Raw genomic sequence first — 19,912 nt, forward strand, 5'->3', positions numbered from 1 at the left:
GATGGACCCGCACTCATCAAGGGAGATGGACATGCGACCGATCCGAGCACTGCTGGCGGGTACGGCAGCGGCAGGGCTGCTCCTGCTGACGGCCTGCACCACCGACGTACCGACCGACCAGGGCCCGGCCGCGCAGACCGGTCCCGCCGAGGAGGCCCCTGCAGACTCGGGCGCCTCCAGCGAGTGGTTCGTCCAGGCCGACTACGACCGTGAGCTCGCCCAGCGGGAGATCGAGCCGGAGGGCCCGGCCGACCAGCCGTGGCTCCAGGCCATCGAGCCGGAGTACGTGGACACCGCCGGCATGGCCCGCGAGGGCGGCGACAAGACGCTGTGCTTCTCCAACGCGTCGGTCTCCAACCCGTGGCGGGTGACCGGCTGGATCACCATGCAGCAGCAGGTCGAGGTGCTGCAGGCGGAGGGCGTGATCGGCGAGTTCCGGGTCTCGGACGCCGCCGCCGACGACAACAAGCAGATCTCCGACATCCAGGCGTTCGTCGAGGCAGGCGACTGCGACGCGATCATCGTCTCGCCGTCGACGACGGCGACCCTCACCCCCGCGGTCGAGGCCGCGTGCGAGAGCGGTGCCCCGGTGATCGTGTTCGACCGCGGCGTCGAGACCGACTGCATGGTCACGTTCATCCATCCGATCGGCGGCTACGCCTACGGCGCGGTCGGCGCGGAGTTCCTGGTGGACAACCTGGAGCCCGGCTCGACGGTCCTGGCGCTGCGCATCCTGCCCGGCGTCGACGTGCTGGAGCACCGCTGGGCCGCCGCCGACAAGGTGTTCTCCGAGGCGGACATCGAGGTGGTCGGCGTGGAGTTCACGGGCGGCGACGGCGCCAAGATCAAGGACGTCGTGACCCAGTACCTGCAGCGCGGCGAGGTCGACGGCATCTGGATGGACGCCGGGGACGGCGCCGTCGCCGCGGTGGAGGCGTTCGAGGACGCCGGGCAGCCGTACCCGGTCTTCGTGGGCGAGGACGAGATGAGCTTCCTGCGCAAGTGGGACGAGACCGGGATGACCGCCATCGGCAACGTGTACTCGAACTTCCAGTGGCGCACGCCGGTCCTCGCGGCGCAGAAGATCTGGGCCGGGCAGGAGGTCCCCGCCGAGTGGGTGCTGCCGCAGGAGCCGGTCACCGAGGCGGACCTGGCCGGGTTCCTCGAGGCCAACGCCGACATGCCCTCGCTGCACTACGCGAAGTTCGGCGGCGAGGACCTGCCCGGGTACCCCGAGGTCTGGACGGACCGCTGAATGGCCGGGGCGACCTGGCCGGTCGGCGTCAACACCTGGGTATGGACGTCACCGCTCACCGACCGTTCGCTGGCCGAGCTCGCGCCCCGCGTCGCGGCGTGGGGGTTCGACGTGCTGGAGCTGCCCGTCGAGCAGCCCGGCGACTGGGACCCGCGCCGCGCGGCACAGGTGCTCGCCGACCACGGGCTCGCGGCCAGCGTGTCGCTCGTCATGGGTCCGGGACGCGAGCTCGTCGCCGCCGACGCGGCCACCGTGCGGGCCACGCAGGACTACCTGCGGACGGTGGTGGACGCGGCGCACACGGTGGGTGCGCGCGTGATCGGCGGGCCGGCGTACGCGTCCGTGGGGCGCACGTGGCGTACCACGCCGCAGGAGCGGGCCGCCGCGTGCGCCGAGCTGGTCGAGCAGCTCGCGCCCGTGGTCGAGCACGCGGTCTCGGCCGGCGTCGTCGTCGGGCTGGAACCCCTCAACCGGTACGAGACCAGCCTGATCAACACCGTGGACCAGGCGCTCGCCGTGGTCGGCCCGCTGCCCGCCGAGGGCATCGGCCTGATGCTCGACGTCTACCACATGAACATCGAGGAGCGGGACCTGCCCGCGGCCGTGGAGCGCGCCGGCGCGCGCATCGCGGCCGTCCAGGTGTGCGGCAACGACCGGGGTGCGCCCGGCCACGACGGGATCGACTGGCCCGGCCTGCTGACGGCGCTGGACCGGGTCGCCTACCGGGGGCCGCTCGTCATCGAGTCGTTCACGGCGGACAACGCCACCATCGCCACGGCGGCGTCGATCTGGCGGCCGCTGGCCGCGAGCCAGGACGCCCTCGCGACCGAGGGCCTCGCGTACCTGAGAGGACTGATGCCCGTCGCACAGGTCTGACACGCGCCCGAGGTTTCCACGCGCGCTCGGCGCCGGCACGCCGGGCTGATCAACGCTCCACGTTTCCGCCGGGGTGTCCCGGCGGGTCCGCACGTCGATCTGCCCAGGAGGCAACACGATGACCGCAGCACGACGCCCCCGCTGGGGGAAGTCCGTGGCGGCCCTCGCCGTCGGAGTACTGGCGCTCACGCTCGCGCCCGTCCCGGTGGCCACGGCCGACCACGGACCGCACGCGCAGCCCGGGACCGAGGCCGTGGAGGAAGGCCGCGTCCTGATCTTCACCGCCACGACCCAGTACCGGCACGCCGAGGCGATCACGCAGGGCACCCCGGTGCTCGAGGCCGCGTTCGCCGAGGCGGGCATCGCGTCCGACCACACCGAGGACCCGGCCGTCTTCAACGACGCCGACCTGGCGCAGTACGACGCGCTGGTCATGTTCCAGGCCTCGGGCGACCCGTGGAACGCCGAGCAGAAGGCCGCGATGGAGCGGTACCAGCAGGCGGGCGGCGGCATCGTCGCCATCCACAACGCCACCGACATGCGGGGCAGCTACGCCTGGTGGGACGAGATGATCGGCTCGCTGATGCCCGGGCACGCAGCCACGGGGTCGAGCCCCGGGCTGCCCGGCACGGTCCGCGTCGAGGACCGTACGCACCCGTCGACCGAGCACCTGCCGCAGCGGTGGGACCGCGCCGACGAGTGGTACAACTTCTCGACCAACGTGCGCGGCGACGCGCACGTGCTGGCCACGATGGACGAGTCGACCTACGACCCCGGCGAGAACGCCATGGGCTACGACCACCCGATCTCGTGGTGCAAGGCGTACGACGGCGGCCGCGCCTGGATGACCGGCATGGGCCACTTCGGCGCGCACTACACGGAGGAGCCCGACTTCGTGCAGCACATCGTCGGTGGTGTCCGCTGGGCCGCGGGCCTCGCCCCGGGGGACTGCGGCGGCACCGACTGGGGCCAGTTCGAGAAGGTGTCGCTGGACACCAACACGAGCGCGCCGTTCGGGATCGACGTGGCGCCCGACGGCCGGGTGTTCTTCACGGAGCTGGTGCGCGGGCAGATCCGGGTGTTCGACCCGGCGACGCGGACGACGTCCACCGCCGTGACGCTCCCGGTGTACTCGGGCGGCGAGGACGGGCTGCTGGGCATCGCGCTCGACGAGGACTTCGCCACCAACGGGTACCTGTACCAGTACTGGTCGCCCGCGAGCGAGGACGACACCGACCCGGCGAGCTTCCACAACCGGCTGTCCCGGTTCACGGTGACCTCCGGTGCGGGCGGGGCGACGGTGATCGACCCGGCCTCCGAGAAGGTGCTGCTGGAGGTCCCTGCCCGGCGCCTGCCCGACGAGCCGGGGCACACGGGCGGCGGCGTCATCGTCGACCACGAGACCGGCGACCTCTACCTGGGTGTCGGCGACGACGTGAACCCGCACACCGAGCCGTCGGGCGGGTACGCCCCGATCTCGGAGCGGGACGGCACGTTCCACGACGCGCGGGCGACGTCGGCCAACACCAACGACCTGCGCGGCAAGGTGCTGCGCATCCACCCGGAGGACGACGGCACGTACTCGATCCCGGAGGGCAACCTGTTCCCGGAGTCCGAGGACACGTCCGACAAGACGCTGCCCGAGATCTACGCGATGGGCTTCCGCAACCCGTTCCGGTTCGCCCTCGACCCGGCGACGGGCAACCTCGGCGTCGCGGACTACTCGCCGGACAACGGGTCCGACAACCTGGCGCAGCGTGGCCCGGCGGGCATCGCCGAGTGGAACCTGATCAAGGAGCCGGGCTTCTTCGGCTGGCCCCTGTGCATGGGGGACAACGAGCCCTTCCGTGACGTCGACTACCGGACCAGCCCCGTGACCGTCGGCGACTTCTTCGACTGCGACGCCCCGGTCAACGACTCCGTCCGCAACACGGGCCTGACCGAGCTGCCCCCGGCCCAGCCGGCGGACCTGTGGTACGGCTACCAGCGGTCCTCCGTGCCCGGTGCGATCAACCAGGGCGGCGGTCTGGCGCCGATGGGCGGCCCGTTCTACGACTACGACCCCGACCTCGACTCGGACACCAAGTTCCCGCAGTTCTACGAGGGCAAGGCGTTCTTCTACGAGTGGTCGCGGAACCAGGTGTTCACTCTTCAGACCAAGGACCCCGAGGCGGGACCGGGGCAGAGCGACGTCGAGAAGGTCAACCGGTTCCTGCCCGACGAGGACTTCCTCGCGCCCATCGACGCGAAGTTCGGGCCCGACGGCGCCATGTACGTGCTCGACTGGGGCGGCGGCTTCGGCCGGGACAACCCCGACTCGGGCCTGCACCGCGTGGACTACGTGACGGGCTCGCGCTCGCCCGAGGCGACCCCGACGGCGTCGCCGGACTCCGGGCAGGCGCCGCTGGAGGTGACGTTCGACGGGACGGGCAGCACCGACCCCGAGGGTGAGAACCTCACCTACGCGTGGGACTTCGACGGCGACGGGACCACCGACTCCACCGACCCGACGGCCTCCTACACCTACACGGCCGACGGCGTCTACGACGCGCGCCTGACCGTCACCGACCCCGCGGGCAAGGACGGGACGGCCACGGTGCCGATCACCGTGGGCAACACGCGGCCCGAGGTCGGCTTCGGGCTGCCGCCCACGGGCTCGTTCTTCGAGTTCGGCGACACCGTGTCCTGGGACGTCGACGTGACCGACGCGGAGGACTCGCCGGACGGGTCGCAGATCGACGACCAGCGCGTGGTCATCCAGCCGGCGCTGGGTCACGACGCGCACGCGCACCCGTCCGAGCCGCTCCACGGCCGCACGGGCTCGGTGGCCACCTCGCTGGGCGGCGGGCACGGGGCGGACACCAACGTGTTCTACGTGCTCGACGCGCGGTACGAGGACGACGGCGGGGCCGACGACATCCCCGCGCTGACCGGCTCCGACACGACCCTGCTGTTCCCGCGGCAGCGCCAGGCGGAGTTCCACACGGCGCAGGAGGGCACCACGACGGTGCCGAGCCGGGACGTCGAGGGCGGCGGCTCCGTGCTGGTCGGCGCCGACGGCGCGTGGGCCTCCTACGACCCCGTCAGCCTGCACGGTCTCGACGCCCTGACGCTGCGCGTGGCGTCCGCGGCGCCGGGCGTCGTGGAGCTGCGGCGGGACGGGCCGGACGGCGAGCTGCTCGGCACCGCGGAGGTCGCGGGCACCGGGATCAGCGACTTCGCCGACGTGCGCGTCGACGTCCCGGACCCGGGGGAGAGCTTCACGCTCTACGTGGTCTTCCCGGGGGCGGGTGAGCGGCGCCTGAACTTCGTGGAGGCGGTGGGCAAGGGCGCCGCCGACACCACCCGGCCGGAGGTGACGATCACGGCACCGGAGGGCGGGTCGGACCTGGAGCACGGCCAGGTCGAGGTCACGGCGGACGCGACCGACGCGGAGAACTCCGTCAGCCAGGTGGAGTTCTTCGTCGACGGCACCTCGGTGGGCGTGGACCAGACGGCGCCGTACGCGGCGTCGTGGGACGTCACGGCCGACGGCAACTACGAGCTGACGGCGGTCGCGACCAACGACCGCGGGCTCACGACCACGTCCCGGGTGGTCCTCGCGCGGGTCGGCAACCTGTTCGACGGCATGCGGACGTTCAGCAACGCGGGCGGCGAGTTCGAGCAGCTGTCGGCCGGGCGGTACGTCATCGAGTCGGGCGGGGCCAACATGTGGCAGGGCACGGACGAGTACTCGACGATCTTCCGCGAGGGGTCGGACCGGCACTGGTCGGCCACGGTGAAGATCGTCAGCCAGGGCAACTCGGCCGGGTCCGCCAAGGCGGGGATCATCGTCCGCAACGACGTGACCCAGCCGGGTTCGTCGCCGGGCTACGCGGCGCTCGGCATCCGGCCGAGCGGTGGGTACGAGTGGTTGCGGGGCAACGCCGCGGGACAGCTCGTCGCCTCGTCGAACGGCGGCCCGACGGCGTACCCGGCCTGGGTGCGGCTCGTGCGCGACGGTGACCTGTACTCGGCCTACTGGAGTGCCGACGGCGAGACGTTCACCCAGATCGGTGCGCCGGAGGCCCTGCCGGGTGCCGCCGACGTGCAGGACGTCGGCCTGTTCGTCACCGCGCACAGCACGACGGCCCGCAGCGCCGTGGAGTTCCAGGATTTCACGTTCGTCGACGAGCCGGACCCGCCGGCGATCGAGGCCTCGGCGACGAGCCGGTGCACCGGTCCGCTCGCCCGCGTGCTCGTGACCGCGACGAACGTGGGGTCCGATCCCGCCCGGATCGAGCTCGGCACCGTGTACCAGAACGCGACCTTCGGCGACGTGCTGCCGGGCGAGACGGTGTCCCGCCTGTTCAAGGCCGGCTCACGGCAGGCGGACGCCGGGACCGCGACGGTGACGGCGGTCAACGGCCCCCACGAGGTGGTGGTCGAGGCGGGTTACGACGCGGTGCGGTGCCGATAGCGAGGTGACCTGACCGAGATCATCTGACCGGGATCACCTGACCGGGATCACCTGACCGAGATCATCTGACGAGAGGAGCAAGGACGTGCCGAGGACGAGGAGCAGGCCGCGTACCGGGGTGCGTCCGTCGAGCCGGGGCGGTGCCGGCCGCCCCGGACCCCGGCCACCGGTGCCCGCGCGGCGCCGGTGGCCGAGGTGGGGCGGCGTGGCGGTGGTGGCGCTGCTGCTCGCCGTCGTGGTGGTGGCGCTGGGGGTGGCGCTGGTGGTGCGGCCGTGGGAGGCCGCACCCCGCCCGCCGGGCGGGATCGAGGTCGATCCCGCCCGGGTGGCGGAGCTGGAGGCGGCCGAGGCGAGACGGAACACGGAGAACCTCGCCGCGGCCGGGGAGCTGGCGGTCTCGGCGCAGGAGCGCCTGCTGCCGGTCATGGACGGCCTGTACGAGGCGCTCCCGCTCGACGAGGGGGCATCGTCCGGCGTACCCGGCGCGGCGGACGGGGCGCCCGGCGCGGCGGACGGGGTACCTGGCGCGGCGGACGGGGTCTCCCCGGACGCCGCTGACCTGCGCGAGTGGCGGGCCGTCGTCGACGACGTCCAGGAGGACGTCGAGGAGCTCCCGCCCGGCTCCTCCGAGCACAACATCGTGCGCAACGGCCTGCTGCTCTCGACCGGCCTGCTGGGGGACACGCTCGACGTCCTCGAGGTGGCCGGGGCCGCGGACGCCGGCGGCACCGGCCGCCTGTACGACGTCGCGGGCGCGCTGCGCTCGCGGGCCGTCGACGCGTGGGCCCAGGCCGCGGTCCAGCTCGACATGCAGTACATCGCGGCGGACCGCGGGCACCTGCACGCGTTCCTTCCTCTGCACTCGGGCATGTCGACGGAGGGGGAGCCGGAGCTGGGTCACTGAGCGGCGCCGGGACGCTCCGGGCAGGACATCGTCCCGCAGGTGTGTTGCTGTGGAGAGACATCGTCTACTCACAGCAACACACCTGCGTGGGAGTGGTGGTGGGAGTGGCGCCCCGGTCGGAAGGAAACACTTGACCTGGATACCCCACAGGGGTATATCTGGTTCTGTCATGCCTCGCCGAGGTGTGGCAGAAAGGGATGACCATGGCGCACGACCACGCGCACGGCGAGACCGCCGAGCGCCACCATGAGCACGTGCCACCCGCGAGCCACGCGGAGCACGCGGTCCACGGCGAGCACGCAGGCCACACCGGCCACACCGGCCACACGGAGCACGCCGGCGCCGGCCACGCCGATCACGCCGGCCACGCCGATCACACCGATCACGCCGGCCACGTAGAGCACGCCGGCCACGGAGGTCACACCGGTCACGGAGGTCACGGAGGTCACGGCGACCACGTCGCCCAGTTCCGGCGACTGTTCTGGATCATGCTCGTCCTGGCGGTGCCGGTGGTCGGTCTGTCCGGCATGTTCGCCATGGTCCTCGGCTACGAGCTCCCTGACGCCGCCTGGGTCTCCTGGGTCTCGCCGGTGCTCGGTACCGTCATGTACGTCTGGGGCGGGCGGCCGTTCCTGACCGGCGCCGTGAGCGAGCTGCGCTCCCGCAGGCCCGGGATGATGCTGCTCATCGGGCTGGCCATCACCGTCGCGTTCGTCGCCTCCCTCGGGGCGAGCCTCGGGGTGCTGGACCACCAGCTCGACTTCTGGTGGGAGCTGGCGCTCCTGATCGTCATCATGCTGCTCGGGCACTGGATCGAGATGCGTTCGCTCGCGCAGACGACGTCGGCGCTCGACTCGCTCGCCGCCCTGCTGCCCGACGAGGCCGAGCGTGTCGAGGGTGACCAGGTGGTGACGGTCGCGCCGGCCGACCTGGTGGTCGGCGACGTCGTGGTCGTGCGGCCGGGTGGCAGCGTGCCGGCGGACGGCCGCATCACCGACGGCCGGGCCGAGATGGACGAGTCCATGGTCACCGGCGAGTCGCGCACCGTGTCCCGGGGGACGGGCGAGCCGGTGGTCGCCGGGACGGTCGCCACCGACTCCGGTCTGCGCGTGGAGGTCACGGCCACCGGCGACGACACCGCCCTGGCCGGGATCCAGCGTCTGGTGACCGAGGCGCAGAACTCGTCCTCGCGCGCCCAGCGCCTGGCCGACACCGCCGCCGGCTGGCTGTTCTGGTTCGCCCTGGCGGCCGCGGCGATCACGGCGGTGGTCTGGTCGGCCGCCGGGATGCCCGACGACGCCGTGATCCGCACGGTCACCGTCCTGGTCATCGCCTGCCCCCACGCGCTCGGCCTCGCCATCCCGCTCGTCGTCTCGATCGCGACCGAGCGCGCCGCCCGCGGCGGCGTCCTGATCAAGGACCGGCTGGCGCTGGAGAGCATGCGCACCGTCGACACCGTGCTGTTCGACAAGACCGGCACCCTCACCGAGGGCAAGCCCGTCGTCACGGAGGTCAGCACCGCGACGGGCGCGGGTCTCGACGGCGACGCGCTGGTGGCGCTCGCGGCGGCAGCCGAGCAGGACAGCGAGCACCCCCTGGCCCGGGCGATCGTCCGTGCGGCGCAGGAGCGCGGTGCGGTCGTGTCGCAGGCCTCCGGATTCACGTCGTCGCCCGCCGTCGGCGTGACGGCGACGGTCGACGGCCACGAGGTCCGGGTCGGCGGGCCGCGCCTCCTGCAGGAGACCGGCCAGGACGAGCTCGGCGCCGCCGACGCGTGGCGGGCGGACGGCGCGATCGTCCTGCACGTCCTGCGCGACGGCGTGGTGGTGGGCGCGCTGCGCCTCGCCGACGAGGTGCGGCCCCAGGCGGCGGACGCCGTCCGGCGGCTGCACGGGCTGGGCGTGCAGGTGGTCATGATCACCGGCGACGCCGAGGCCGTGGCCCGCTCCGTGGCCACCGAGCTCGGCATCGACCGCTGGTTCGCGGGCGTCCGGCCCGAGGACAAGTCCGCGAAGGTGCTGGAGCTCCAGCAGGAGGGCCGCAAGGTCGCCATGGTTGGCGACGGCGTGAACGACGCCCCGGCGCTCGCGCAGGCCGACGTGGGCATCGCGATCGGGGCGGGCACCGACGTGGCCATCGCGTCGGCGGGCGTCATCCTCGCCAGCGACGACCCCCGTTCGGTCCTGTCGGTGATCGAGCTGTCCCGGGCGAGCTACCGCAAGATGAAGCAGAACCTCTGGTGGGCCGCCGGGTACAACCTGATCTCGGTGCCGCTCGCGGCGGGCGTCCTGGCGCCGGTCGGGTTCGTGATGCCGATGTCCGCGGGCGCCGTCCTGATGTCCCTCTCGACGGTCGTGGTGGCCCTCAACGCGCAGCTCCTGCGCAGGCTGGACCTGCGGCCCGGCTCGTGACCGGTGGGGCGGGGTCGTGACCGGACGACCCCGCCCCGCCCGCAGCCGGGGTGTTGACCGGTCGCCTCCGGCCTACCTACCCTGTCCGGCGGCGCACCGGGCGCCGGTTGCCGGAGTCAAGGGAGACCTCGTGAAGCACCTACCTGCGTTCGGTCCTGTGCCCCAGCTGATGACAGCGGTGTCAGTGATCGCGCTGGCCGTCGGCGGCCTCGTCGTCGGCGGCACCGCGAGCGCCGCGCCCGTCACGGGCGCCACCGCGGCGGGCGACCCGCCGGACGGCGTCGACGTGTGGCGCGTGGACGGGCCGCGCGGCTCCGGGCTCGACGGCGTGCTGCGGCTGGACGATGCCGGGCAGGTCGCGCTCGACGTGGTCGCCGACGGCGCCACGGTGCTCTCGGCGACCCGGCTGGGGCTGCGCGGCAGCGACGGTGACCTCACCACGGGCCTGACGTTCGTGAGCCGTCAGGACCGGCGGGTCTCCGACACGTATGCCATGACGACGGGCAAGAGCCTCCGCCGCTCCTACGACCACCGCGAGTCGGTCTTCACCTTCGAGGACGCCGCGGGCGCCCGGCTCGGCATCGCGGTCCGCGTGGCCCGCGACGGCGTGGCCTACCGCTACCTGCTGGACGGTGCCGGTGAGCACCGGGTGGACGACGAGTCCGGCGCGTGGGAGCCGGCCGCCGACGGACCCGCGTGGATGCAGCGCTCGTACGCCGTGAACTACGAGGCGGAGTGGGCCACCACCACGGCGGCGGAGGGCCACGGGGCCACGAGCGTCGGGTACCCGGTGCTGTTCCAGCAGGGCGACCGGTACGCGCTGGTCACGGAGTCCGACGTGCACGGTCAGTGGTCCGGCACGCACCTGGCGCACGAGCCGGGCACGCTGCGCTACTCCGTCGAGCTGTTCGAGGGGCGCCCGGTGACGTCGTCCGGGGCCTCGGCCGGTGGTGTGGCGAGCCCGTGGCGGGTGGCGGTGGTCGGTGACCTGCCCGGCGTCGTCGGCTCGAACCTGGTGGACGACCTGGCGACGCCCGCCGCGCTGGACCCGGGGGCGGACTGGATCCGTCCGGGCCGGTCGAGCTGGAGCTGGCTCACCGACCCGGCCAGCCCGCGTGACGAGGCGCGCCAGCGGGACTTCGTGGACCTGTCGGCGCGCAACGGCTGGGAGTACGTGCTCCTCGACGAGGGCTGGGACGCCACCTGGGTGCCGCGTACGGTGCGGTACGCGCACACCCGTGGCGTCGACGTGATCGTCTGGTTCCACAACCGCGACCTGCGCACCCAGGAGCAGCGTGACGAGTGGCTGCCCCGGCTCAAGGCGTGGGGCGTGAGCGGGCTCAAGGTGGACTTCATGGACTCCGACTCCCAGGAGATCCACCAGTGGTACGAGGACGTGGCCCGGGACACGGCACGGTACGAGCTGATGCTCAACTTCCACGGCTCGGCGCTGCCCACGGGCCTGCAGCGCACGTGGCCGCACATCATGAGCTACGAGTCGGTGCGCGGCATGGAGAACGGCGTGCACCCCGAGCGCAACGTGGTGGTGCCGTTCACGCGCAACGTCGTCGGCTCCATGGACTTCACGCCGGTCGTGTTCTCCCGTGACAACGACAAGACGTCGCGCGCCCAGCAGGCCGCGATGAGCGTGGTGTACGAGTCGGGCTGGCAGCACATGTCCGACCGGCCCGAGGGGTACGACGCCGAGCCCGCCGCGCTGCCGTTCCTCCGGAACGTCCCGGCCCGCTGGGACGAGGTGCGGCTGCTGGGTGGCACGCCGGGGCGGGACGCGGTGCTGGCGCGCCGGTCCGGCGACCGCTGGTTCGTCGGCGGTCTGCGGGCGGGCTCGGGTGCCCCGCTCCGCCTCCCGCTCGCGGGCCTGGTCGGCGGTGCGGCCGTGGTCGACCTGCTCGCAGACGACGGCACGGACGGCTCGGCCACGGTGCACACCACGGTGCGTGCCGCCGCGGGACAGACGCTGGAGATCCCGACCGCGGACAACGGCGGCTTCCTGGCGGTCGTGTGCGCCGCGACCCGGCCGGGCGCCTCGTGCCTGGACGAGATCGAGGCGCGGCCCGCGGCGACGCTGGACATCGAGCCGGTCGAGGCGGACGTCGAACCGGGCGGCACGGTGGCGGTGACGGCCGCGTTCACGGTGGCCGACCGCGACGTGACGCGGGTGCGGCTGACGCCGGACCTGCCCGCGGGATGGGTCGCGGACCACGGCGCCGAGACGGTGGCCCGGCTCGGCGCCGGGCGGACGGCGCGGGTCACGTGGCGGGTCCAGGTGCCCGCCGACGGGGCCACCGGCACGTTCGAGCTGCCGGTCGACGTGGGCTACCGCGCGGGGCGGGAGCAGTTCACGGCGGCCGGCCAGGCCACCCTCTGGGTGACGCCGCCGTCCCTGACCGGCACGCACCACGTGTCCGACCTCGACTGGATCGACGAGACCAACGGGTACGGCCCGGTCGAGCGCGACCGGTCCAACGGGGAGGCCGCGGGCGGTGACGGCGGCCCGCTGCGGATCGCGGGCGTCACCTACGACAAGGGCGTGGGCATGCACGCCACCGGCTCCGTGACGGCGTGGCTCGGCGGCACGTGCACGCGGCTCACCGCGGTGGTCGGCATCGACGACGAGGTGCTCGACAAGCCGGGCGACACCGGCGTGGGTTCCGTGCGGTTCCAGGTCTACGGCGACGGCGTGCTGCTGACGGAGACGCCCGTGCTGTCCAACGACGACGGTGGCGTGCCGCTGGACGTCGACGTCACCGGTGTGCGGCGGCTGCGGCTGGTCGCGGACGAGGGCGGCGACGGCAAGAACTTCGACCACGCCGACTGGGCGGACGCGCGCGTGACCTGCTGACCGGCCACGACCTGCTGAGGAGCAGGGTTCAGCGAGTGTTCAGCCCCGCGCCGCCTGCCGGTCGCCCGGCCGGCCGGCGGCGGCGCGAGGCTCACCCTCATGAACACACGTCGTGGCACCCGGGCGGGTGCCGTCGTCTCCGCCGTCGCGCTGGTGCTGTCGGGCACCGTCGCGTCCCTCGTCCCGCTCCCCGCCGGGAGCCCGGCCGACGCCGTTCCCGCGCAGGCAGGCCCCGCGCAGGCCGTCTCTCACGGTGGCCCGGGCCTCGGAGGACGCACGGCCGCCGACCGCGCCTACCGCGACCTGCTCGACCACGGTCCCGACGCCAAGATCCTCACGGCGGCCCACCGTGCGCAGTGGCGCTCCGCACCCGAGAACAGCGCGCCCGCGATCCTGGCGGCGTTCGAGGACGGCGCGGAGATCGTCGAGCTGGACGTCCGGCTCACGGCCGACGGCGTGCCCGTGCTCATGCACGACACCACCGTGGACCGCACCACGAACGGGACCGGTCCCGTGGACAGCCTCACGCTGGAGCAGGTCCGTGGTCTCCGGCTCCGCGAGGGTCTGGGCGGCGCGCAGGCGGCGCTCACCGACGAGCGCGTGCCGACGCTGGCCGAGGCGATGCTCCTGGCCAAGGATCGCGGCCTGGTCAACCTCGACAAGGGCTGGCCGTTCCGGGAGGAGATCTGGGACGTGCTGACCGAGACCGGCACGGTGCGCAACGGCCTGTTCAAGTCGGACGCACCCGTGGACCAGGTCCAGGAGTTCCGCGCCATGCACCGCGGCGCCGTCTACATGCACATGGTCACCGACGCGAACCTCGCGGACGTCGACCGGTTCGGCGACGACCAGCCCGTGGCCTACGAGGTCAACTTCGACAGCACCGCGGACGCCGTCGCGCGCCGTCCGTTCCTCGACCGGGTGGCGAGCGGGAGCCGGGTCTGGAGCAACACGATGTGGGACGGCCTGTCGGAGCGGATGACCGACGAGGCCTCGCTGATCGATCCGTTGCGCGGCTGGCAGGCGCTGGTCGAGGGATACCGCACCACGATCTTCCAGACCGACGACGTCGAGAAGATCGAGCGCTGGCTGCGCACCGGGGAGGGTGACCCGCTGCCGCGCGGCGCCGTCCGAGTCCAGGCCGAGGACTTCCTGCCCGGCGAGGGCGTGGGCTACCACGACCTGGAGCCCGCCAACCGCAGCAACCTCCAGATGCGCCCGGGGGAGGGCGTGGACATCCAGGACCTGGACGGTGCCGTCAGCCTCGGCTGGATGCGCGGCGGCGAGTGGCTCACCTACGCGGTCGAGGTGCCCCGGGACGGCACCTACGAGGTGGCCGTGCGCGCCTCGTCGCCCTACTCGCCGGCGGGTACCTACACCGTCACGTTCGACGGCGGTACCGCCGGCCCGCCGGTCGAGGTCGCGAACACCACCAGCCACGCGAAGCAGGTGCTCCAGCCGAGCGGCGTCGCCCAGCGGCTGGAGAAGGGCACGCACACGCTCCGGATCGACCTGCCCTCCGGCGCCTACCAGAACTGGAACCTCGACTACGTGCAGCTCACCCCGCTGCGCCGGTGACGCCCGGGGCGGCCGTGTTGCATAGGCTGCGGGCATGACGACACATCGATCGCACCGGGAGGCGCCGTGGGCGGCCTGATGGGACTCCTGGACGACATCGCGGCGCTCGCGAAGCTGGCGGCGGCGTCCATCGACGACGTCGGCGCGGCTGCGGGGCGCGCGACCGCGAAGGCCGCGGGCGTGGTGGTGGACGACACCGCCGTCACGCCCCAGTACCTGCGGAGCGTCGCGGCGCAGCGCGAGCTGCCCATCGTGAAGAAGATCGCGATCGGGTCGATCCGGAACAAGCTGATCTTCATCCTCCCGGCCGCCCTGCTGCTCAGCCAGTTCCTGCCGTGGGCGCTGCCGATCATCCTCATGGTCGGCGGCACCTACCTGGCGTACGAGGGCGCGGAGAAGATCTGGCACAAGGTCTCCGGCCACCACGACGCCGAGGTGCCCGCCACCGAGGTCAGCCCCGAGGCGGAGCAGAAGATGATCGCGGGCGCGATCCGCACCGACCTGATCCTGTCGGCCGAGATCATGGTGATCGCGCTCGCCGAGGTGGCCGACCAGCCGTTCTGGTCGCGGCTGGCGATCCTGGTCGTGGTGGCCCTGGTCATCACGGTCATCGTCTACGGCATCGTGGCGGCCATCGTGAAGATGGACGACGTCGGGCTGCGGCTCGCCGAGCGGGAGTCCGGCTTCTCCCGGCGGCTGGGCCGGGGTCTGGTCAAGGCGATGCCGCGGGTGCTCGCCGTGATCTCCGTGGTCGGCACCGTCGCGATGCTGTGGGTGGGCGGGCACATCCTGCTGGTCAACCTCGGTGCCGACGGCACGGGCTGGGTGCCGGCGCCCTATGAGTGGGTGCACCACCTGGAGGTGGCGATCCACGACGCGACCGGCGCTCTCGGCGGGACGCTGGGCTGGCTGTTCAACACGTTCTGCTCCGCCGTGGTGGGCCTCGTGGTCGGCGCCGTCGTGGTGGCCGTGCTGCACCTGCTGCCGTCCCGCAAGAAGGCGGAGGAGGCCCCGGCCGGCCACTGACGCCGGCACACCACGGACGCGGCGCGCGCGACCCCGAAGACGTCAGGCGGCGGACGGGGTGCGCACGGTCCCGAACTCGTTGCGGCGGCGCAGCACGAACCCGAGGCTCTCGTAGAGCCGGATCGCGTTCGTGTTGCCCGCCGCGGCGTGCATCAGCGCCCGGGCGCCGCGCTCGTGGACGTGGTGCACCACGTCGAGCACGAGGCGTGAGGCCAGGCCCTGCCCGCGGTACCGCTCGTCGGTGGCAACCGCGCTGATCTCGGTCCAGCCCGCAGGGCGCAGGCGTTCGCCCGCCATCGCCGCCAGCCGCCCGTCACGCCGGATGCCGACGTACCGGCCGAGCTCGTGGGTGCGCGGCAGGAACGGGCCCGGCTTGGCACGGGCCACGAGGTCGAGCATCTCCGGCACGTCGGCCTCGCCCAGCACGACGGCCTCCGGGTCCGGCCGGGCGGCGATCCGGTCGGTCTCGACGAGCTGCACGCCCGCGTGCAGCTCGCCGCGCGTCCAGCCTGCCGGCAGCGCCACCGACTCGGGCGGAGCGGGGAAGTCGGTGTCGTACCCGACCAGGTCGATGATCGCGGCCCACACGTCGGGGTCGTCCCAGGTCCGCACGGCGGCGAAGGGGGAGACGTCGACGGGGTACCGGCGCACGAGATCGCCGCCCTCGGCCAGGTGGGCGTGCTCGCCGGTGAGCGACGACCAGGCGGCGTCGTCCAGCACGGAGTCGTCGTAGGCCGGGGTGTCGAACGCGGGGTCTGTCAGGAGGCTCACGACGTCCTCAACTGCCTGTCGCGGCCCGGCATTCCGCCCCGTCCCGGGGAGGGCGGCGCCTCGGGGCCGGTGGTCCGAGGCCGAACGATGCCGGGCCAACTCTCAACCTGAGGTTGAACCTGAACCCAGTGCCGGCCCGACCTTCGACCCGTGCCTGAACCTTGGCCCGATGACGATCCAGGACCCGCGGAATGCTGCGGGTCCGCGCCAGACGCGGCGCCCCGGATCCGGCCGGGTGCGCGGCCCGACGACGGTCTTCCGGGCCCGCAGCGCCGGCACACCTCCGAGCGCCTGGGCGACGCGGCCGTTGCGGTGACGTGGATCACTTGATATGCATGAGTCATGCATGACAGGACGGCGAACCTGCTCGGCGCGGCGTCCCTGGCGGTGACCGACGTGCTGCTGGGGGCGGCGACCGCGGCTGCCGCGACCGGACCCAGTGGTACGGCGGCCCTGGTGGTGCTGTCCGCGACCCCAGGCCTGTCCACCACCGAGCTCGGGCGCAGGGTCGGCCTGACCCAGTCGGCCGCGACGCGCATGGTGGACGCGCTGGTCGGGCGGGGGCTCGCCGAACGGCGTCCGTCCCTGGGCAAGTGGGTGACCGTCCACCTCACGCCGCAGGGTGCGCAGGCAGCGAGGTCGGTGCTGACCAGCCGGGAGGACCGGGTGGGCGCTCTGCTCTCCGCCCTGGACGCGGACGAGCGGGACACGCTCTCGGGGATCCTCGAGAAGGTGCTGACCGCCGTGTACGGCGAACGGCCGGACAGCCAGTGGCTGTGCCGGCTGTGCGACCGGGAGTCGTGCCTGGACGGCGGTGCGGACCACTGCCCGGTCGGGGCCGCCGAGCGGGAGGCGCAGGCGAGAGCGCCGGAGGCGTAGCCCGGGATGACACCGTGACCGAGGTCCTGGCGCTGCTGTCGGCCCTGTGCTTCGGGCTGACGCACTTCGTCAACGGTGTCGTGTCCCGCACCTGGAACGGCGTGACGGTGGCGGCCGTCGCACAGGTGGGCGGCACGGTGCTCAGCGTCCCGCTCGCCGTCCTGCTGCCCGCGGGGCACCCGACGGCGGGGACCCTCTGGTGGGGCGCGCTGTCCGGGCTCGGCACCGGCGTCGGCGTCGCGTTCCTCTACCGGGCCATGAGCCGTGGGCCGATGAGCGTCGTCGCCCCGGTGAGCGACCTGGCCGGGGTGGCGCTCCCGGTCGTGGTGGGTGTCACGCTGCTGCACGAGCGGCCCTCGCCGCTCGCCGTCGCCGGGATCCTCCTGGCGCTGGTGGCGGTCTGGCTGGTCTCGCGCCGCCGTCCGGCACCCGGTGCGGGCGGCTCGCGCGGCGTGCGGCGCACGGTCGACGGCGTGCCGGACGCGCTGCTCGCCGGTGTGGGCATCGCCGCGCACTTCGTCGCCGTCGCCCGCATCCCCGCCGAGGCCGGGGCGTGGCCCCTCGCGGTGAGCCGCGGGGTGTCCGTCGCCGTCATCGTCGCCCTGGCCGTGGCGCTCGGTGCGCCGGCGCGCCTGTCCCGGCGAGCCACGTGGGCGGCCCTCGTGGCGGGCGGGGTCGGGACGGTCGCCACCGTCCTGTACTGGGCGGCGGTCGCCGAGGGCCTGCTGACCACCACGACCGTCCTGGCGTCGCTGTACCCGGCCGTCCCCGTGCTGCTGGCGGTGGTGCTCCTGCGCGAGCGGCTGTCGGCGGGCCAGGTGTCCGGGCTGGTCGTGGCCGGTGCGGCAGTCGTGCTCATCGCGGTGTAGGCGGGCGCCACGCGGTCCGGCGCCCGCGTCTTCCACTATTACCCCTATTTCTATACGTTGACATAGGGGTAAAGCGCTCCCTACGCTGCGGGCAGCCGGGTCGACGACGTCCCGGCGAGAACACGGACGACGGAGTTCGGACCATGAAGCTCAGCAGTGCCCCGCCGCCGGCGGTCAGCGCCACCCGACGCCAGCAGACCATCAGCGCGTGGATCTTCCTCGCGGTACCGGTGCTGCTGTTCGCGGTCTTCCTGCTGCTCCCGGTGGTCATGGCGGTCGGCCTGAGCCTGACCGACTACGCCGTCATCGGCGACTTCCAGTGGGTGGGCCTGGACAACTACGCCCGCATCGCCGGTGACCCGATCTTCTGGGTGGCCGTGCGCAACACCGCGCTCTACACGGTGCTGTACGTGCCGGCCGGGCTGGTGGTCGCGCTCGGCACCGCGCTGCTGCTGAATCGCAGCACCCGCGTCTCGCGCGTGTTCCGCACCCTGTTCTACATCCCGGTCGTCTCCTCGACCGTCGCGACCGCCGCCATCTGGTTCTGGCTGCTCAACCCCCAGTACGGACTGCTCAACGCGGTGCTCGGCTGGTTCGGCATCGACGGCCCGGCGTGGCTGTACGAGTCCCGCTGGGCCATGATCGCCATCGTCATGATGAGTGTCTGGGCCGGGTTCGGCGCCAACATGATCATCTACCTCGGCGCGCTCCAGGGCGTGCCCGGCGAGCTCGTGGACGCCGCCCGCGTCGACGGGGCCGGGGCGTTCCGGGTGTTCTGGCACGTGACCCTGCCGGCCATCTCCCGGGCCACGTTCCTCATCCTCACGCTGCTGCTCATCGCCGCCTTCCAGGTGTTCGACCAGGCGTACGTGCTGACCAAGGGCGGCCCCGGCAACTCGACCCTCACTCTCGTCTACTACATCTACGACCGCGGGTTCGGCCGGCTGGAGATGGGATACGCCTCGGCACTGTCGTTCGTGCTGTTCCTCGTCATCCTCGTGTTCTCCGTCGCCAACGCCCGCGCCACCGGACGGGAGAACGACCGATGAGCGCGCCCACCAGCCCCGCACCGGCGGGCATCGTCCCCGCCGCGGTGACCGCCCCCGCGCGCCCGGGGTCGGACGAGCGACCCCCCACCGCACGGAGCGTGGCCGGCCGCGTGCTGTGGACCCTCGCCGTCGTGCTGATCAGTCTCACCACCGTGATGCCGCTGGTCTGGACGCTGGCCACGTCGCTGAAGCCGGAGGGCGAGATCCTCTCGTCCTACCTCCGGCTCCTGCCCGAGAACCCCACGCTCGCCAACTACGTGACCCTGTTCAGCGACGGGCCCTTCGGCCGCTACCTGGCCAACTCGGCGATCATCGCGCTCGGCGGCGTGGCCACCAACCTGTTCTTCGGGGGCCTGGCCGGGTACGCGCTGGCCAAGCTGCACTTCCGCGGCCGCGGCGTGGTCTTCTCGCTGTTCCTCGGCTCCATGATGGTGCCGGGCATCATCACGATGGTCCCCACCTTCCTGGTGCTGCGCCGGTTCCCGCTGGTGGGGGGCAACGATCTGTTCGGCGAGGGCGGTGCGGGCTTCATCAACAGCTACGGCGCCGTGCTCATCCCGTTCGCCGCCGGGCCGTTCGCGGTGTTCTTCATGCGCCAGTTCTTCCAGGCGCTGCCCGACGAGCTCGGCGACGCCGCCCGTATCGACGGCGCGAGCGAGTTCCGCATCTTCTGGAACATCTACCTGCCGCTGGCCCGGGCCGGCCTGGCCGTGCTCGGCGTGCTCACCTTCCAGGCCGGGTGGAACAGCTTCCTGTGGCCCCTCATCGCCCTCAACGACCCCGAGATGCTCACCGTGCAGGTGGGCCTGGCCGGGTACGTCAACGAGTACCAGACCGAATACGGGCCCCTGCTGGCCGGGACGATCCTGGCGAGCCTGCCCGTCCTGGTCGTCTTCGTGCTCGCCCAGCGCTACATCATCGAGAACTTCGCCCACTCAGGAACCAAGTGAGCAACACACTGCAAAGGAGCAG

At 72.9% G+C, this 19,912-nt stretch carries 14 protein-coding genes; 12 read left to right on the top strand and 2 right to left on the bottom strand.

Annotated elements, in window-relative coordinates; all coding sequences use genetic code 11:
- Positions 1-25 precede the first annotated feature (25 nt).
- The 4 genes from ACIG47_RS06815 (at position 26) to ACIG47_RS06830 (ending at position 7,494) form a co-directional block, all read left to right on the top strand.
- Positions 26-1,255, top strand: coding sequence for a substrate-binding domain-containing protein (locus ACIG47_RS06815; protein ID WP_397430168.1), 1,230 nt, complete (start codon positions 26-28; stop codon positions 1,253-1,255).
- The gene (locus tag ACIG47_RS06820) at positions 1,256-2,131 is read left to right on the top strand and encodes a sugar phosphate isomerase/epimerase family protein (protein WP_397430169.1); all 876 of its coding nucleotides are present in this window, start codon (positions 1,256-1,258) and stop codon (positions 2,129-2,131) included.
- 118 nt (positions 2,132-2,249) lie between these two features.
- Positions 2,250-6,590 (top strand): ThuA domain-containing protein, encoded by a 4,341-nt coding sequence (locus ACIG47_RS06825; RefSeq protein WP_397430170.1) that lies wholly within the window; start codon positions 2,250-2,252, stop codon positions 6,588-6,590.
- Positions 6,591-6,795: 205 nt separating this feature from the next.
- Positions 6,796-7,494, top strand: coding sequence for a hypothetical protein (locus tag ACIG47_RS06830; protein WP_397430171.1), 699 nt, complete (start codon positions 6,796-6,798; stop codon positions 7,492-7,494).
- A 167-nt stretch (positions 7,495-7,661) separates the two neighbouring features.
- Here the strand turns inward: ACIG47_RS06830 and ACIG47_RS06835 are convergent, their stop codons facing one another.
- Positions 7,662-7,943 (bottom strand): hypothetical protein, encoded by a 282-nt coding sequence (locus tag ACIG47_RS06835; RefSeq protein WP_397430172.1) that lies wholly within the window; start codon positions 7,941-7,943, stop codon positions 7,662-7,664.
- A 39-nt stretch (positions 7,944-7,982) separates the two neighbouring features.
- On the opposite strand from ACIG47_RS06835, the gene ACIG47_RS06840 reads away from it, so the two are divergent.
- The 4 genes from ACIG47_RS06840 (at position 7,983) to ACIG47_RS06855 (ending at position 15,372) form a co-directional block, all read left to right on the top strand.
- On the top strand, positions 7,983-9,905 hold the full coding sequence (locus tag ACIG47_RS06840; RefSeq protein ID WP_397430173.1) for a heavy metal translocating P-type ATPase: 1,923 nt from the start codon (positions 7,983-7,985) through the stop codon (positions 9,903-9,905).
- Positions 9,906-10,074: 169 nt separating this feature from the next.
- Positions 10,075-12,768, top strand: a complete 2,694-nt coding sequence (locus tag ACIG47_RS06845; RefSeq protein WP_397430174.1) for a glycoside hydrolase family 97 catalytic domain-containing protein — start codon at positions 10,075-10,077, stop codon at positions 12,766-12,768.
- A 99-nt stretch (positions 12,769-12,867) separates the two neighbouring features.
- The gene (locus tag ACIG47_RS06850; RefSeq protein WP_397430175.1) at positions 12,868-14,346 is read left to right on the top strand and encodes a glycerophosphodiester phosphodiesterase family protein; all 1,479 of its coding nucleotides are present in this window, start codon (positions 12,868-12,870) and stop codon (positions 14,344-14,346) included.
- A 78-nt stretch (positions 14,347-14,424) separates the two neighbouring features.
- The gene (locus tag ACIG47_RS06855; protein WP_397430176.1) at positions 14,425-15,372 is read left to right on the top strand and encodes a DUF808 domain-containing protein; all 948 of its coding nucleotides are present in this window, start codon (positions 14,425-14,427) and stop codon (positions 15,370-15,372) included.
- Positions 15,373-15,414: 42 nt separating this feature from the next.
- On the opposite strand, the gene ACIG47_RS06860 is transcribed toward ACIG47_RS06855, so the two are convergent.
- Complete coding sequence (locus tag ACIG47_RS06860) at positions 15,415-16,143, bottom strand: GNAT family N-acetyltransferase (RefSeq protein WP_397430177.1); 729 nt, start codon at positions 16,141-16,143, stop codon at positions 15,415-15,417.
- A gap of 342 nt (positions 16,144-16,485) precedes the next feature.
- Here ACIG47_RS06860 and ACIG47_RS06865 point away from each other — a divergent pair, with 342 nt between their 5' ends.
- The 4 genes from ACIG47_RS06865 to ACIG47_RS06880 all read left to right on the top strand — a co-directional run bounded on the left by ACIG47_RS06865 (position 16,486) and on the right by ACIG47_RS06880 (position 19,890).
- Positions 16,486-17,022: a MarR family winged helix-turn-helix transcriptional regulator gene (locus tag ACIG47_RS06865; protein WP_397430178.1), complete on the top strand. Its 537-nt coding sequence runs from the start codon at positions 16,486-16,488 to the stop codon at positions 17,020-17,022.
- 14 nt (positions 17,023-17,036) lie between these two features.
- Entirely contained in the window at positions 17,037-17,891 is an 855-nt protein-coding gene (locus ACIG47_RS06870) for an EamA family transporter (protein WP_397430179.1), read from the top strand.
- Positions 17,892-18,034: 143 nt separating this feature from the next.
- On the top strand, positions 18,035-18,940 hold the full coding sequence (locus ACIG47_RS06875) for a carbohydrate ABC transporter permease (RefSeq protein ID WP_397430180.1): 906 nt from the start codon (positions 18,035-18,037) through the stop codon (positions 18,938-18,940).
- Entirely contained in the window at positions 18,937-19,890 is a 954-nt protein-coding gene (locus tag ACIG47_RS06880) for a carbohydrate ABC transporter permease (RefSeq protein WP_397430181.1), read from the top strand. Before ACIG47_RS06875 ends, ACIG47_RS06880 begins: the two co-directional genes overlap by 4 nt.
- The last annotated feature ends 22 nt before the right edge of the window (positions 19,891-19,912 follow it).

It is taken from the genome of Promicromonospora sp. NPDC052451 (genome assembly GCF_044547525.1).
In the GTDB taxonomy this organism is placed as follows: Bacteria; Actinomycetota; Actinomycetes; order Actinomycetales; family Cellulomonadaceae; genus Promicromonospora.